This window comes from Streptomyces sp. NPDC006450, from assembly GCF_040612195.1.
Classification (GTDB): domain Bacteria; phylum Actinomycetota; class Actinomycetes; order Streptomycetales; family Streptomycetaceae; genus Streptomyces.
Map to the genome: position 1 here is coordinate 1 of NZ_JBEXPT010000062.1, position 14,035 is coordinate 14,035.

The 14,035-nt window shown below is 70.5% G+C and carries 13 protein-coding genes; 12 read left to right on the forward strand and 1 reads right to left on the reverse strand.

Translation table 11 applies throughout. The features are described from left to right. The first annotated feature begins 263 nt into the window (after nt 1-263). The 12 genes from ABZY57_RS19475 to ABZY57_RS19530 all read left to right on the forward strand — a co-directional run bounded on the left by ABZY57_RS19475 (nt 264) and on the right by ABZY57_RS19530 (nt 12,679). Nucleotides 264-803, forward strand: a complete 540-nt coding sequence (locus ABZY57_RS19475; protein ID WP_356513504.1) for a hypothetical protein — start codon at nt 264-266, stop codon at nt 801-803. Nucleotides 804-956: 153 nt separating this feature from the next. Continuing rightward, nucleotides 957-1,874, forward strand: a complete 918-nt coding sequence (gene pdxS / locus ABZY57_RS19480; protein ID WP_030294529.1) for a pyridoxal 5'-phosphate synthase lyase subunit PdxS — start codon at nt 957-959, stop codon at nt 1,872-1,874. Nucleotides 1,875-1,882: 8 nt separating this feature from the next. Further along, on the forward strand, nt 1,883-2,473 hold the full coding sequence (pdxT, locus tag ABZY57_RS19485) for a pyridoxal 5'-phosphate synthase glutaminase subunit PdxT (RefSeq protein WP_250744713.1): 591 nt from the start codon (nt 1,883-1,885) through the stop codon (nt 2,471-2,473). Between the two features lie 57 nt (nt 2,474-2,530). After that, the gene (locus tag ABZY57_RS19490) at nt 2,531-3,283 is read left to right on the forward strand and encodes a YebC/PmpR family DNA-binding transcriptional regulator (protein WP_243334244.1); all 753 of its coding nucleotides are present in this window, start codon (nt 2,531-2,533) and stop codon (nt 3,281-3,283) included. Between the two features lie 128 nt (nt 3,284-3,411). Further along, entirely contained in the window at nt 3,412-3,948 is a 537-nt protein-coding gene (gene ruvC / locus ABZY57_RS19495) for a crossover junction endodeoxyribonuclease RuvC (protein WP_356513507.1), read from the forward strand. Then, nucleotides 3,945-4,577: a Holliday junction branch migration protein RuvA gene (gene ruvA / locus ABZY57_RS19500; RefSeq protein ID WP_356513509.1), complete on the forward strand. Its 633-nt coding sequence runs from the start codon at nt 3,945-3,947 to the stop codon at nt 4,575-4,577. Before ruvC ends, ruvA begins: the two co-directional genes overlap by 4 nt. A 146-nt stretch (nt 4,578-4,723) precedes the next feature. Then, the gene (gene ruvB / locus ABZY57_RS19505) at nt 4,724-5,785 is read left to right on the forward strand and encodes a Holliday junction branch migration DNA helicase RuvB (RefSeq protein ID WP_274547951.1); all 1,062 of its coding nucleotides are present in this window, start codon (nt 4,724-4,726) and stop codon (nt 5,783-5,785) included. Nucleotides 5,786-5,950: 165 nt separating this feature from the next. Next, entirely contained in the window at nt 5,951-6,418 is a 468-nt protein-coding gene (gene yajC, locus ABZY57_RS19510; protein WP_356513511.1) for a preprotein translocase subunit YajC, read from the forward strand. Between the two features lie 153 nt (nt 6,419-6,571). Further along, a complete protein-coding gene (secD, locus tag ABZY57_RS19515; RefSeq protein WP_356513513.1) occupies nt 6,572-8,359 on the forward strand; it encodes a protein translocase subunit SecD in 1,788 nt (595 codons plus the stop codon). Between the two features lie 3 nt (nt 8,360-8,362). After that, nucleotides 8,363-9,415 (forward strand): protein translocase subunit SecF, encoded by a 1,053-nt coding sequence (secF, locus tag ABZY57_RS19520; RefSeq protein WP_356513515.1) that lies wholly within the window; start codon nt 8,363-8,365, stop codon nt 9,413-9,415. An 8-nt stretch (nt 9,416-9,423) separates the two neighbouring features. Beyond that, nucleotides 9,424-9,966: an adenine phosphoribosyltransferase gene (locus ABZY57_RS19525; protein ID WP_356513559.1), complete on the forward strand. Its 543-nt coding sequence runs from the start codon at nt 9,424-9,426 to the stop codon at nt 9,964-9,966. Between the two features lie 262 nt (nt 9,967-10,228). Next, nucleotides 10,229-12,679: a bifunctional (p)ppGpp synthetase/guanosine-3',5'-bis(diphosphate) 3'-pyrophosphohydrolase gene (locus ABZY57_RS19530; RefSeq protein ID WP_356513517.1), complete on the forward strand. Its 2,451-nt coding sequence runs from the start codon at nt 10,229-10,231 to the stop codon at nt 12,677-12,679. Nucleotides 12,680-12,760: 81 nt separating this feature from the next. Here the strand turns inward: ABZY57_RS19530 and ABZY57_RS19535 are convergent, their stop codons facing one another. Then, nucleotides 12,761-13,990: a DUF349 domain-containing protein gene (locus ABZY57_RS19535; RefSeq protein WP_356513519.1), complete on the reverse strand. Its 1,230-nt coding sequence runs from the start codon at nt 13,988-13,990 to the stop codon at nt 12,761-12,763. Nucleotides 13,991-14,035: the final 45 nt, after the last annotated feature.

Below are 14,035 nucleotides of genomic sequence, written 5' to 3' on the forward strand. Positions count from 1 at the left end.
ACCGATCTCCCCCCCCCACCCCTCCCCTCCCCCCCCCGCCACTCCGCCGTCCCCCGGGGCTGCGCCCCGGACCCGTCGCCGGGTGCGGCGCCGCTCCCGGGGCCGGCCCCCGGACCCCCGCCCACCGGACCCGGCAAGAGGCGGCCGTTTCGCCGCACCCCCCGACCAGCCACGGGCGCGACGCCGGGTAGGCCCGCCAGGGCCGCACCGCGCGAGCGGCCCGTCAAAAAGGTGCCGCGCATGGAAAGGTAGAGTCGCGGCCCGTGATCGAAACCCTTGTCTGGATTGCCCTCGGCCTCGGCCTCGTCGGGGTCTACCTCAGTTGGACCGCCGGCCGCCTCGACCGGCTGCACTCCCGGATGGACGCCGCCCGCGCCGCCCTCGACGCGCAGCTCGTCCGCCGGGCCTCCGTGGTGCTGGAGGTCGCGACCTCCGGGGTGCTGGACCCCGCCTCCTCCCTCGTCCTGTACGAGGCCGCGCACGCCGCCCGCCAGGCGGAGGAGGAGCACCGCGAGGTCGCCGAGAGCGAGCTCAGCCAGGCGTTGCGCGCGGTGTTCTCCGACGTCGGGCAGGTCGACGCGCTCAAGGCCGCCCCGGGCGGGGCGGAGGCCACCGAGGAGCTCGCGGCGGCGGTCCGACGGGTGCCCATGGCCCGGCGGTTCCTCAACGACGCCGTCCGCGCGGCCCGCGCCCTGCGCCGCCACCGCAAGGTCCGCTGGTTCCGGCTGGCGGGCCACGCGGCGTTTCCGCTGGCCTTCGAGATGGACGACGAGCCTCCGGTGGATCTGGCCGAGCGGCCGTAACTTGTACCCAATGGCCAAATCGCAAGGAGCCACCGGCTGCACATTGGCCCTTGCAGTGGACTGGTCGAGAGGGTTTCCTCGGTCGAGTACCACCAGATCGCCCGTAGCGATCGCCAGTAGCGCCTGAATCTTCCTTTCGAGTGAGGTCAATCCGTGAGCACGCTTCCCTCCACCCCGCAGTCCGCCGAGTCGGCGATCGGCACCTCCCGCGTCAAGCGCGGCATGGCCGAGCAGCTCAAGGGCGGCGTGATCATGGATGTGGTCAACGCCGAGCAGGCGAAGATCGCCGAGGACGCCGGCGCCGTGGCCGTCATGGCCCTGGAGCGGGTTCCCGCCGACATCCGCAAGGACGGCGGCGTCGCCCGGATGTCCGACCCGAACATGATCGAAGAGATCATCGAGGCCGTCTCCATCCCGGTCATGGCGAAGTCCCGCATCGGCCACTTCGTCGAGGCCCAGGTGCTCCAGTCCCTCGGCGTCGACTACATCGACGAGTCCGAGGTCCTGACCCCGGCCGACGAGGTCAACCACTCCGACAAGTGGGCGTTCACCACCCCCTTCGTCTGTGGCGCCACCAACCTGGGCGAGGCCCTGCGCCGCATCGCCGAGGGCGCGGCCATGATCCGCTCGAAGGGCGAGGCCGGCACCGGCAACGTGGTCGAGGCCGTCCGCCACCTGCGCCAGATCAAGAACGAGATCGCCCGCCTGCGCGGCTACGACAACAACGAGCTGTTCGCCGCCGCCAAGGAGCTGCGCGCCCCGTACGAGCTGGTCAAGGAAGTCGCCGAGCTCGGCAAGCTCCCGGTCGTGCTGTTCTCCGCCGGTGGCGTCGCCACCCCGGCCGACGCCGCGCTGATGCGCCAGCTCGGTGCCGAGGGCGTCTTCGTGGGCTCCGGCATCTTCAAGTCGGGCGACCCGGCCAAGCGCGCCGCCGCCATCGTGAAGGCCACCACCTTCTACGACGACCCGAAGATCATCGCGGACGCCTCCCGCAACCTGGGCGAGGCCATGGTCGGCATCAACTGCGACACCCTCCCCGAGTCCGAGCGCTACGCCAACCGCGGCTGGTAGTCATCACCATGACCACCCCCGTGATTGGTGTCCTGGCACTCCAGGGCGACGTACGGGAGCACCTGATCGCCCTGGCCTCGGCTGACGCCGTGGCCAGGCCGGTCCGGCGTCCCGAGGAGCTCGCCGAGGTCGACGCCCTGGTGATCCCCGGCGGCGAGTCCACGACCATGTCGAAGCTCGCCGTGCTGTTCGGCATGCTGGAGCCGCTGCGCGAGCGCGTGCGGGCCGGGATGCCGGTCTACGGCACCTGCGCCGGCATGATCATGCTCGCCGACAAGCTGCTGGACGGCCGTGAGGACCAGGAGACCCTGGGCGGCATCGACATGATCGTGCGTCGCAACGCCTTCGGCCGGCAGAACGAGTCCTTCGAGGCGCAGGTCGACTTCGCGGGCATCGAGGGCGGCCCCGTCGAGGGCGTCTTCATCCGCGCACCCTGGGTCGAGTCCGTCGGCGGAGCCGCCGAGGTGCTCGCCACGTACGACGGTCACACCGTCGCCGTACGCCAGGGCAATGTCCTCGCCACTTCCTTCCACCCGGAGCTCACGGGTGACGACCGGGTCCACGCGTACTTCGTCGACATGGTGCGCGCGGGGCTGTAACGGCGTCCCGGTAGGATCTGAGGCGAACATTGTTGGTGACGCGAAGGAGACAGGCAGATGTCCGGCCACTCTAAATGGGCTACGACGAAGCACAAGAAGGCCGTGGTTGACGCCAAGCGCGGCAAGCTCTTCGCGAAGCTGATCAAGAACATCGAGGTCGCGGCCCGTATGGGCGGCGCCGACATCGATGGCAACCCGACCCTTTTCGACGCCATCCAGAAGGCGAAGAAGAGCTCGGTCCCGAACAAGAACATCGACTCCGCGGTCAAGCGCGGCGGCGGCCTCGAGGCCGGCGGCGCCGACTACGAGACGATCATGTACGAAGGCTACGGCCCGAACGGCGTCGCGGTGCTCATCGAGTGCCTCACCGACAACCGCAACCGTGCCGCGTCCGACGTGCGTGTCGCCATGACCCGCAACGGCGGCTCGATGGCCGACCCGGGCTCGGTCTCGTACCTGTTCAACCGCAAGGGCGTCGTCCTGCTGCCCAAGGGTGAACTGTCCGAGGACGACGTGCTGGAGACGGTGCTCGAGGCGGGCGCGGAAGAGGTCAACGACCTCGGCGAGCAGTTCGAGATCATCAGCGAGGCCACCGACATGGTCGCGGTCCGTACCGCGCTCCAGCAGGCGGGCATCGACTACGACTCGGCCGACTCCAACTTCCTGCCGACCATGCAGGTCGAGCTGGACGAAGAGGGCGCGCGCAAGATCTTCAAGCTCATCGACGCGCTGGAGGACAGCGACGACGTGCAGAACGTCTTCGCCAACTTCGACGTCTCGGACGAGGTCATGGAGAAGGTCGACGCCTGATCCAGGCGTCACCGCTCACGGTGTCGGCAGCGGGCCGACGGGGACACACCCCGTCGGCCCGCTGCTTTGTCAGTGCCGCCCGATAACCTGCGAAGCTGCACGTACAGGAGATCGAAGAAGGGGGAGGGGTGCGCGTACTCGGTGTTGACCCGGGCCTGACCCGATGCGGTGTCGGCGTGGTCGAGGGAGTGGCCGGCCGACCCCTGACGATGCTGGGCGTGGGAGTCGTACGGACGCCCGCGGACGCCGAGTTGGGCCACCGGCTCGTCGCGATCGAGCAGGGCATCGAGGAGTGGCTCGACGAGCACCGGCCCGAAGTCGTCGCCGTGGAGCGGGTGTTCAGCCAGCACAACGTCAGTACGGTGATGGGCACCGCCCAGGCCAGCGCCGTCGCCATGCTGTGCGCGGCCCGCCGCGGCATACCGGTCGCGCTGCACACCCCGAGCGAGGTCAAGGCCGCCGTCACCGGCAGCGGTCGTGCCGACAAGGCGCAGGTCGGAGCCATGGTCACCCGGCTGCTGCGGCTGTCCGCCCCGCCCAGGCCCGCCGACGCCGCCGACGCCCTCGCCCTCGCCATCTGCCACATCTGGCGCGCCCCCGCGCAGAACCGCCTCCAGCAGGCCGTCAACCGGCATGCCAGCGCCCTGAAAGGCCGCACCCCATGATCGCCTTCGTCAGCGGCCCGGTCGCCGCGCTCGCCCCCAACCTGGCCGTCATCGAGGTCGGGGGAGTGGGCATGGCCGTCCACTGCACGCCGAACACCATCGCGGGCCTGCGGACCGGTGAACCGGCCCGGCTGGCGACGTCCCTGGTCGTACGGGAGGACTCGCTGACGCTGTACGGCTTCGCCGACGACGACGAGCGCCAGGTCTTCGAGCTCCTGCAGACCGCGAGCGGGGTCGGGCCGAAGCTCGCGCAGGCGATGCTGGCGGTGCACAGCCCGGACGCGCTGCGCGTGGCCGTCTCCGTGGGGGACGAGAAGGCGCTCATGGCGGTCTCCGGCATCGGGAAGAAGGGCGCGCAGAAGCTCCTGCTGGACCTCAAGGACAAGCTCGGCGCGCCGCTGGGGTCGAGCGGGATGGTGGGCGCGCAGCGCGCGGCGGCCTCCGGCCCGGCGCCGTGGTCCGAGCAGCTGTCCGCCGCACTGATCGGCCTCGGCTATGCCTCCCGGGACGCGGAGGAAGCCGTCTCGGCCGTGACGCCCCAGGCGGAAGCCGCGATCGCCTCCGGCGGTTCGGCCCCGGTTCCCCAGCTCCTGCGAGCCGCGCTCCAGTCCCTGAACCGAGCCCGGTGACACGGGTGCGCTGATGTCCGGCAGCGCGCGCACGGAGCACGCCGAAATCCAGCCCCGCCGGCGTTCGGGGCGCCGGGTCCGGGGCGGAGCCCCGGGATACGGCCCGCGCACAGACCACCGCACCACCGAGAAGGCAGACTGACACCGTGAACTGGGATGACGAGAGCGACGACCGGATCGTCGCGGCCGCGGCGGACGGCGAGGACACGGCCGTCGAGGCGGCCCTGAGGCCCAAGGACCTCGGTGAGTTCGTCGGGCAGGAGAAGGTCCGCCAGCAGCTGGACCTCGTCCTGAAGGCGGCCCGACAGCGCGGCGCGACCGCCGACCACGTACTGCTGTCGGGCGCCCCCGGCCTGGGGAAGACCACCCTGTCCATGATCATCGCGGCCGAGATGGGCGCGCCGATCCGGATCACCTCCGGTCCCGCCATCCAGCACGCGGGCGACCTCGCCGCGATCCTCTCCTCCCTCCAGGAGGGCGAGGTCCTCTTCCTCGACGAGATCCACCGCATGTCCCGGCCCGCCGAGGAAATGCTCTACATGGCCATGGAGGACTTCCGCGTCGACGTGATCGTGGGCAAGGGCCCGGGAGCCACCGCCATCCCGCTGGAACTGCCCCCGTTCACCCTCGTCGGGGCCACCACCCGGGCCGGTCTGCTCCCGCCCCCGCTGCGCGACCGCTTCGGCTTCACCGGCCACATGGAGTTCTACGCCCCCGAGGAGCTGGAGCGCGTCATCCACCGCTCCGCCCGGCTCCTCGACGTGGAGATCGACACCGCCGGCGCCGCCGAGATCGCCGGCCGCTCGCGCGGAACCCCCCGTATCGCCAACCGGCTGCTGCGCCGCGTCCGCGACTACGCCCAGGTCAGGGCCGACGGGGTGATCAACCGCGCGGTCGCCGGCACCGCCCTGAAGGTCTACGAGGTCGACGAGCGCGGGCTCGACCGGCTGGACCGGGCCGTCCTGGAGGCGCTCCTGAAGCTCTTCGGCGGGGGCCCCGTCGGCCTGTCGACGCTCGCGGTCGCCGTCGGCGAGGAGCGCGAGACCGTGGAAGAAGTGGCCGAGCCGTTCCTCGTCAGGGAAGGTCTTCTGGCCAGGACCCCGCGGGGGCGGGTCGCGACCCCGGCCGCATGGGCTCACCTGGGACTTGTTCCGCCACAGCACGGCGGGAACGGATCAAGCGGACAACAGGGCCTCTTCGGGACCTGACGGCGCGGACGTTGGCCACGTCAGGAACTGCGATGACATGCTGGGCGTTGTTCCATCGGTGCGGACTCGCCTAGACTCCGCCGATGCCGACCCTTACGGTCGGCGTACCCACCCCCCGTACAAAGGCCGTGCGCTTGTGCGGTCGATGCGAAGGACCTGCGTCCCTTGAATATCATGTCCCTCCTTCCGTTCGTGCTGATCATCGGGGCGATGTTCCTGCTGACCCGCAGCCAGAAGAAGAAGCAGCAGCAGGCCGTGCAGATGCGCGACCAGCTGACCGCCGGCACCGGCGTCCGCACCATCGGCGGCATGTACGCCACGGTGAAGGAGATCGGCGAGGACACCGTCACGCTCGAGGTGGCCCCCGGCGTGCACGCGATCTACGCGAAGAACGCCATCGGCGCCGTGCTGGAGGACGAGGAGTACAACCGCATCGTCCACGGCATCACCGATGATCTGACGATCGACACGCCGGTCGTCCCGGACGACGCGTCCTCCCTGACCGGGGACGAGGCCCCCAAGCTCGACCTGGGCAAGAAGGACGAGCCCAAGGCCGACGAGCCCGCGGCGGAGGAGCCCAAGGGCGACGAGCCCAAGGACGGCAAGGCCGACGGCGAGACCGGCGCGAAGTAGCGCTGGACCGGGGACCGCGCGGGGCGCCTGATCGGCAGCCCCGACGGCCCCCGCCAGTGACCCTTCTGCGGGGGGCAGGGGTCCCCACACACATTTCGTGGCCGTCGACGCGCTGACCCGGCGCGGGACGGTTGGACAGGGAGATACGACAAGGTGGCAGCACCGAAGAAGGGCCGGCGGCCCACGGGGGCTCAGGGGAGGCCGGGGCGTGCCCTGGCCATCATCCTGATCGCGATGGTGGCGCTCACCGCGGGGATGTTCCTCACGAAGCAGACGACGCCGCGACTCGGCATCGACCTCGCCGGCGGTACGAGCATCACGCTCAAGGCCAAGAGCGAGCCCGGCAAGCCGGACGCGATCAACGAGACCAACATGAACACGGCGGTCGGCATCATCGAGCGCCGCGTCAACGGTCTCGGTGTGTCGGAGGCCGAGGTCCAGACCCAGGGCCGCGACCACATCATCGTGAACATCCCCAAGGGGACGAACGAGCAGCAGGCGCGCGACCAGGTCGGTACCACCGCCCAGCTGTACTTCCGCCCCGTGCTCGCCACGGCGGAGGGTGCCCCGGCAGCCCCCGAGGCCAACCCGAGCGGCTCCCCGAGCGCCGCCCCGAGCGGCTCCGGCAGCCCGTCCGCCAGTGCGCCCACCCCGTCGTCCAGCGCCACTTCCCAGGGCCGTGCGCTCAGCGAGGCCCTCAAGGCCCCGAACGCACCCTCCCCCTCGCCCTCGGCGAGCGGGTCGAAGAAGGCAGACGACAAGGCCACCCCCTCCACGTCGCCGTCCGCGCCGAGCGCCGACCAGGCCGCGGCCGCGGACCTGCAGGCGAAGTTCGCCGCGCTGGACTGCAGCAACGAGGCGCAGCGCACCGCCGTCAGCAAGAACGTCAAGCCCGAGGACCCGACGCTCGCCTGCGGCAAGCGCGACGGCGTCTGGTACAAGTGGGTGCTCGGCCCGGCCCAGGTCAACGGCCAGGACGTGAAGGACGCCAAGGGCATCATCGACCCGCAGCGCGGCATGTGGATCGTCACGATGCAGTTCACCGACAAGGGCGCCGACAAGTTCGCCAAGATCACCGGTGAGCTGGCGGCCAAGCAGTCCCCGCAGAACCAGTTCGCGATCGTGCTCGACGGCGAGGTCATCTCCGACCCGTCCGTCAGCCAGGCGCTGACCGGCGGCAACGCCGAGATCTCCGGCGGCTTCACCCAGCAGACCGCGCAGGACCTGGGCAACATGCTCTCGTACGGCGCCCTGCCGCTGTCCTTCCAGGAGGACAGCGTCACCACCGTCACCGCCGCGCTCGGCGGCGAGCAGCTGAAGGCCGGCCTCATCGCCGGTGCCATCGGCCTCGCCCTCGTGGTGATCTACCTGCTGGCGTACTACCGGGGCCTGGCGTTCGTCGCCATCATCAGCCTCATGGTCTCCGGCATCCTGACCTACACGATCATGGTGCTGCTCGGCAAGGGCATCGGCTTCGCCCTGAACCTGCCGGCCGTCTGCGGTGCGATCGTCGCGATCGGTATCACCGCCGACTCGTTCATCGTGTACTTCGAACGCATCCGGGACGAGATCCGCGAGGGCCGCACCCTGCGTCCGGCCGTCGAGCGTGCCTGGCCGCGTGCCCGGCGCACGATCCTGGTCTCCGACTTCGTGTCGTTCCTGGCCGCCGCGGTGCTGTTCATCGTCACGGTCGGCAAGGTGCAGGGCTTCGCCTTCACCCTGGGTCTGACCACCCTGCTCGACGTGGTCGTGGTGTTCCTCTTCACCAAGCCGATCATGACGCTGCTGGCCCGTACGAACTTCTTCGCCAGCGGTCACCCGTGGTCCGGGCTCGACCCGAAGCGACTGGGCGCGAAGCCGCCGCTGCGACGCTCGCGTCGTACCGGCTCCGACGCGGCCGCCGCGACCGTCTCCGTTCCCGTCGACGCAAAGGAGGCGTGAGAGATGTCGAAGCTCGGAGATCTCGGCGCCAAGCTGTACCGAGGTGAGGTCGGCTACGACTTCGTCGGCAAGCGCTTCGTCTGGTACGGCGTTTCCATCCTGATCACCATCACGGCGATCGTGGCCCTGGCCGTTCAGGGCCTCAACATGGGCATCGAGTTCAAGGGCGGTGCCGTCTTCACCACCCCGAAGACCTCCGTCTCGGAGACCCAGGCCCGCGAGGACGCGGAGGAGGCCTCCGGCCACGACGCGATCGTCCAGAAGCTCGGCACCGGCGGTCTGCGCATCCAGATCTCGGAGCTGGACACCGCTGCCGCGGCCGACGTGAAGGCCAAGCTCGCCACCGACCTCAAGGTCGACGCGGCCCAGATCAACGCGGACCTGGTCGGCCCCAGCTGGGGCGAGCAGATCGCCAACAAGGCCTGGACGGGCCTCGGCGTCTTCATGGTCCTCGTGGTGATCTACCTGGCCATCGCCTTCGAATGGCGGATGGCGGTCGCCGCGCTCATCGCGCTGATCCACGACCTCACCATCACCGTCGGCGTGTACGCGCTGGTCGGCTTCGAGGTCACCCCGGGTACGGTCATCGGTCTGCTGACCATCCTCGGTTACTCCCTCTACGACACCGTCGTCGTCTTCGACGGTCTCAAGGAGGGCTCGAAGGACATCACCAAGCAGACCCGCTGGACGTACAGCGAGATCGCCAACCGCAGCATCAACGGCACGCTGGTCCGCTCGATCAACACCACCGTCGTGGCGCTGCTCCCGGTCGGCGCGCTGCTCTTCATCGGTGGCGGCATCCTCGACGCCGGCATGCTCAACGACATCTCGCTGTCGCTGTTCGTCGGCCTCGCGGCCGGCGCCTACTCGTCGATCTTCATCGCGACCCCGCTGGTCGTGGACCTGAAGGAGCGCGAGCCGGCGATGAAGGCCCTGAAGAAGCGGGTGCTCGCCAAGCGGGCCTCGGCCGAGGCCAGGGGCGAATCGGCCGACGACGCCGGGACCGAAGGGGCGCCCGAGGTCGTGGCGCAGGGCCGCTCGGGACGGCGCCGGTGAGCGTGGAGCTGCCTTCCGGCGTACGGGACCTGCTGCTCAGCCGGATCACGGACGTGGCGGACTACCCGCAGCCGGGCGTGATGTTCAAGGACATCACCCCGCTGCTGGCCGACCCGAAGGCGTTCGGCGCCCTCACGGACGCGCTGGTGGCACTGGCCGGGCAGTCCGGAGCGACGAAGATCGTCGGACTGGAGGCGCGGGGATTCATCCTGGCGGCTCCGGTGGCCGTGCAGGCGGGCATCGGCTTCGTGCCGGTCCGCAAGGCCGGGAAGCTGCCCGGGGCGACGCTCCTGCAGTCCTACGACCTGGAGTACGGGTCGGCGGAGATCGAGATCCACGCGGAGGCGCTGTGCGCCGACGACCGGGTCATGGTCATCGACGACGTGCTGGCCACCGGTGGTACCGCCGCGGCCTCGCTGGAGCTGATCCGGCGGGCCGGGGCGGAGGTCGCCGGGGTCGCGGTCCTGATGGAGCTCTCGTTCCTCCCGGGTCGTGAGCGGCTGGCCGGGGCCCTTGCGGGGGCTCCGCTGGATGCGCTGATCGTCGTCTGACGACGCTGCTCCGCCGAAGCGGGCGTGCACCGGGACATCCCGGAGCGCGCCCGCTTCGGCGTGTGCGGGCCGTTGTGCGGGGCGGAGTCCCCTACCCGCCCTTCGCCCGTTCCCCGGGGCTCCGCCCCGGACCCCGGTCCTCAAACGCCGGACGGCTGGATGGGGACCGGTCGGGGTGGACTCGGGGAACGGGGTGGCGGAACCCTCGCTACGATGGGTTATCCGGACCGGACACGGGCACCGGATCCGCTGAGGAGCGCTCTTGCCAGACGAGGTCCAGCCAATCTCCGCCGCGCAGCCCGATCCGCAGGCCGAGTCGGCCGCGGCGGGCCCCGCCACGCCGCCGGCCGCCCCGGTTCCGCCGGCCCCGGCCCCCGCGCCGCCGGTCAAGCCCGCGTCCGCGAAGTCGGCCGGGTCATCCAATCGGGTGCGCGCCCGGCTGGCCCGTCTCGGCGTCCAGCGATCCAACCCGTACAACCCGGTCCTGGAACCGCTGCTCCGCATAGTCCGCAGCAACGACCCGAAGATCGAGACGGCCACCCTGCGCCAGATCGAGCAGGCGTACCAGGTCGCCGAGCGCTGGCACCGCGGCCAGAAGCGCAAGAGCGGTGACCCGTACATCACCCACCCGCTCGCGGTGACCACGATCCTCGCCGAGCTGGGCATGGACCCGGCCACGCTCATGGCCGGGCTGCTCCACGACACCGTGGAGGACACCGAGTACGGGCTGGAGGACCTGCGGCGCGACTTCGGCGACGCGGTGACCCTGCTCGTCGACGGCGTCACCAAGCTCGACCGCGTCAAGTTCGGCGAGGCCGCCCAGGCCGAGACCGTGCGCAAGATGGTCGTGGCCATGGCCAAGGACCCCCGGGTCCTGGTCATCAAGCTCGCCGACCGCCTGCACAACATGCGCACCATGCGCTACCTCAAGCGGGAGAAGCAGGAGAAGAAGGCCCGCGAGACCCTTGAGATCTACGCCCCGCTGGCGCACCGGCTGGGCATGAACACCATCAAGTGGGAGCTGGAGGACCTCGCCTTCGCGATCCTCTACCCCAAGATGTACGACGAGATCGTCCGGCTGGTGGCCGAAAGGGCACCCAAGCGCGACGAGTACCTCACCGTCGTCACCGACGAGGTGCAGGCCGACCTCCGGGCCGCCCGCATCAAGGCCACCGTCACCGGGCGCCCCAAGCACTACTACAGCGTCTACCAGAAGATGATCGTGCGCGGCCGCGACTTCGCCGAGATCTACGACCTGGTCGGCATCCGGGTCCTCGTCGACACCGTCCGGGACTGCTACGCCGCCCTCGGCACCGTGCACGCGCGATGGAACCCGGTCCCCGGCCGGTTCAAGGACTACATCGCGATGCCGAAGTTCAACATGTACCAGTCGCTCCACACGACGGTCATCGGACCCAGCGGCAAGCCCGTAGAGCTCCAGATCCGCACCTTCGACATGCACCGCCGCGCCGAGTACGGCATCGCCGCGCACTGGAAGTACAAGCAGCAGACCGTCGCCGGCACCTCGAAGGTACGCACCGACGTACCGCAGGCGGCCAAGGGCAGCGCGGGCCACGACACCGTCAACGACATGGCCTGGCTGCGCCAGCTGCTGGACTGGCAGAAGGAGACCGAGGACCCGAGCGAGTTCCTCGACTCGCTGCGCTTCGACCTCTCGCGCAACGAGGTCTTCGTCTTCACGCCCAAGGGCGACGTCATCGCCCTGCCGGCCGGAGCCACCCCCGTGGACTTCGCGTACGCCGTCCACACCGAGGTCGGCCACCGGACCATAGGTGCGCGGGTCAACGGGCGGCTCGTACCGCTCGAATCGACCCTCGACAACGGCGACCTGGTCGAGGTCTTCACCTCCAAGGCCGAGGGCGCCGGCCCGTCCCGCGACTGGCTGGGCTTCGTCAAGTCCCCCCGCGCCCGCAACAAGATCCGCGCCTGGTTCTCCAAGGAGCGCCGCGACGAGGCGATCGAGCACGGCAAGGACGCCATCGCGCGGGCCATGCGCAAGCAGAACCTGCCGATCCAGCGCATCCTGACCGGGGACTCCCTCGTCACCCTCGCGCACGAGATGCGCTACCCCGACATCTCCTCGCTCTACGCGGCGATCGGCGAGGGCCACGTCACCGCGCAGAACGTCGTCCAGAAGCTGGTCCAGGCCCTCGGCGGCGAGGACGCGGCCAACGAGGACATCGAGGACAGCATCCCGCCGGCCCGCGGCCGCAGCACCCGCCGCGGCAACGCCGACCCCGGTGTGGTCGTCAAGGGCGTCGAGGACGTCTGGGTCAAGCTGGCCCGCTGCTGCACCCCGGTGCCGGGCGACCCGATCATCGGGTTCGTCACCCGCGGCAGCGGCGTATCGGTCCACCGCGCCGACTGCGTCAACGTGGACTCCCTCTCGCAGCAGCCCGAGCGGATGCTGGAAGTCGAGTGGGCGCCCACCCAGTCCTCCGTCTTCCTGGTCGCCATCCAGGTCGAGGCGCTGGACCGGTCCCGGCTGCTGTCGGACGTCACCCGGGTCCTGTCGGACCAGCACGTGAACATCCTGTCGGCGGCCGTGCAGACCTCCCGCGACCGGGTGGCCACCTCCCGGTTCACCTTCGAGATGGGCGACCCGAAGCACCTGGGCCACGTCCTGAAGGCCGTACGGGGCGTCGAGGGCGTCTACGACGTCTACCGCGTGACCTCGGCCCGCAGGCCGTAGCGGCGGCGCCGCGGAACGACAGAAACGCGGAAGGGCCCCGGTACGCGATCCGTACCGGGGCCCTTCCACGTGCGGGGCAGCTCAGCCGCCGAACTCCTCAAGGCCCTTCAGCGCCTGGTCCAGCAGGGCCTGACGGCCCTCCAGCTCCCGGGACAGCTTGTCTGCCTTGGCGTTGTTGCCCTGCGCGCGCGCCGCGTCGATCTGGCCGCGCAGCTTGTCGACCGCCGCCTGCAGCTGACCCGTCAGACCGGCCGCACGGGCCCGCGCCTCCGGGTTCGTACGGCGCCACTCGCCTTCCTCGGCCTCCTGAACGGCCCGCTCGACGGCGTGCATCCGGCCCTCGACCTTGGGACGCGCGTCCCGCGGTACGTGGCCGATGGCCTCCCAGCGCTCGTTCAGGGAGCGGAACGCGGCACGGGCCGCCTTCAGGTCCGTGATCGGGACGAGCTTCTCGGCCTCGTCGGCCAGCTCCTCCTTCAGCTTCAGGTTCTCCACCTGCTCGGCGTCGCGCTCCGCGAAGACCTCGCTGCGGGCCGCGAAGAACACGTCCTGGGCGCCGCGGAAACGGTTCCACAGGTCGTCCTCGGACTCGCGCTGCGCGCGACCCGCGGCCTTCCAGTTCTCCATCAGCTCGCGGTAGCGCGCGGCCGTCGGGCCCCAGTCGGTCGACTTCGACAGCGACTCGGCCTCCGCGACCAGCTTCTCCTTGACCTTGCGGGCGTCCTCGCGCTGCGCGTCGAGCGAGGCGAAGTGGGCCTTGCGGCGCTTGGAGAAGGCGGAGCGGGCGTGCGAGAAGCGGTGCCACAGCTCGTCGTCCGACTTGCGGTCGAGGCGGGGCAGACCCTTCCAGATGTCCACCAGGGCCCGCAGCCGCTCGCCGGCGCTGCGCCACTGGTCGCTCTGCGCCAGCTCCTCGGCCTCGGTCACCAGCGCGTCCTTGGCCGCACGGGCCTCGTCCGTCTGCTTGGCCTTCTGGGCCTTGCGCTCCTCGCGGCGGGAGTCCACGGTCGACACCAGCTTGTCCAGCCGGACGCGCAGCGCGTCGAGGTCGCCGACGGCGTGGTGCTCGTCCACCTGCGTGCGCAGGTGCTCGATGGCCGTCTGGGCGTCCTTGGCGGCCAGATCGGTGGTCCGCACCCGTCGTTCGAGGAGGCCGATCTCGACCACCAGGCCCTCGTACTTGCGCTCGAAGTAGGCCAGGGCCTCCTCCGGCGTGCCGGCCTGCCACGAGCCGACGACCTTCTCGCCATCGGCAGTACGCACGTACACGGTGCCGGTCTCGTCGACTCGGCCCCACGGGTCGCTGCTCACAGCGCCTCCTCCACCTGATGCCTTGCGAGGGGTTCACCCCCTGGG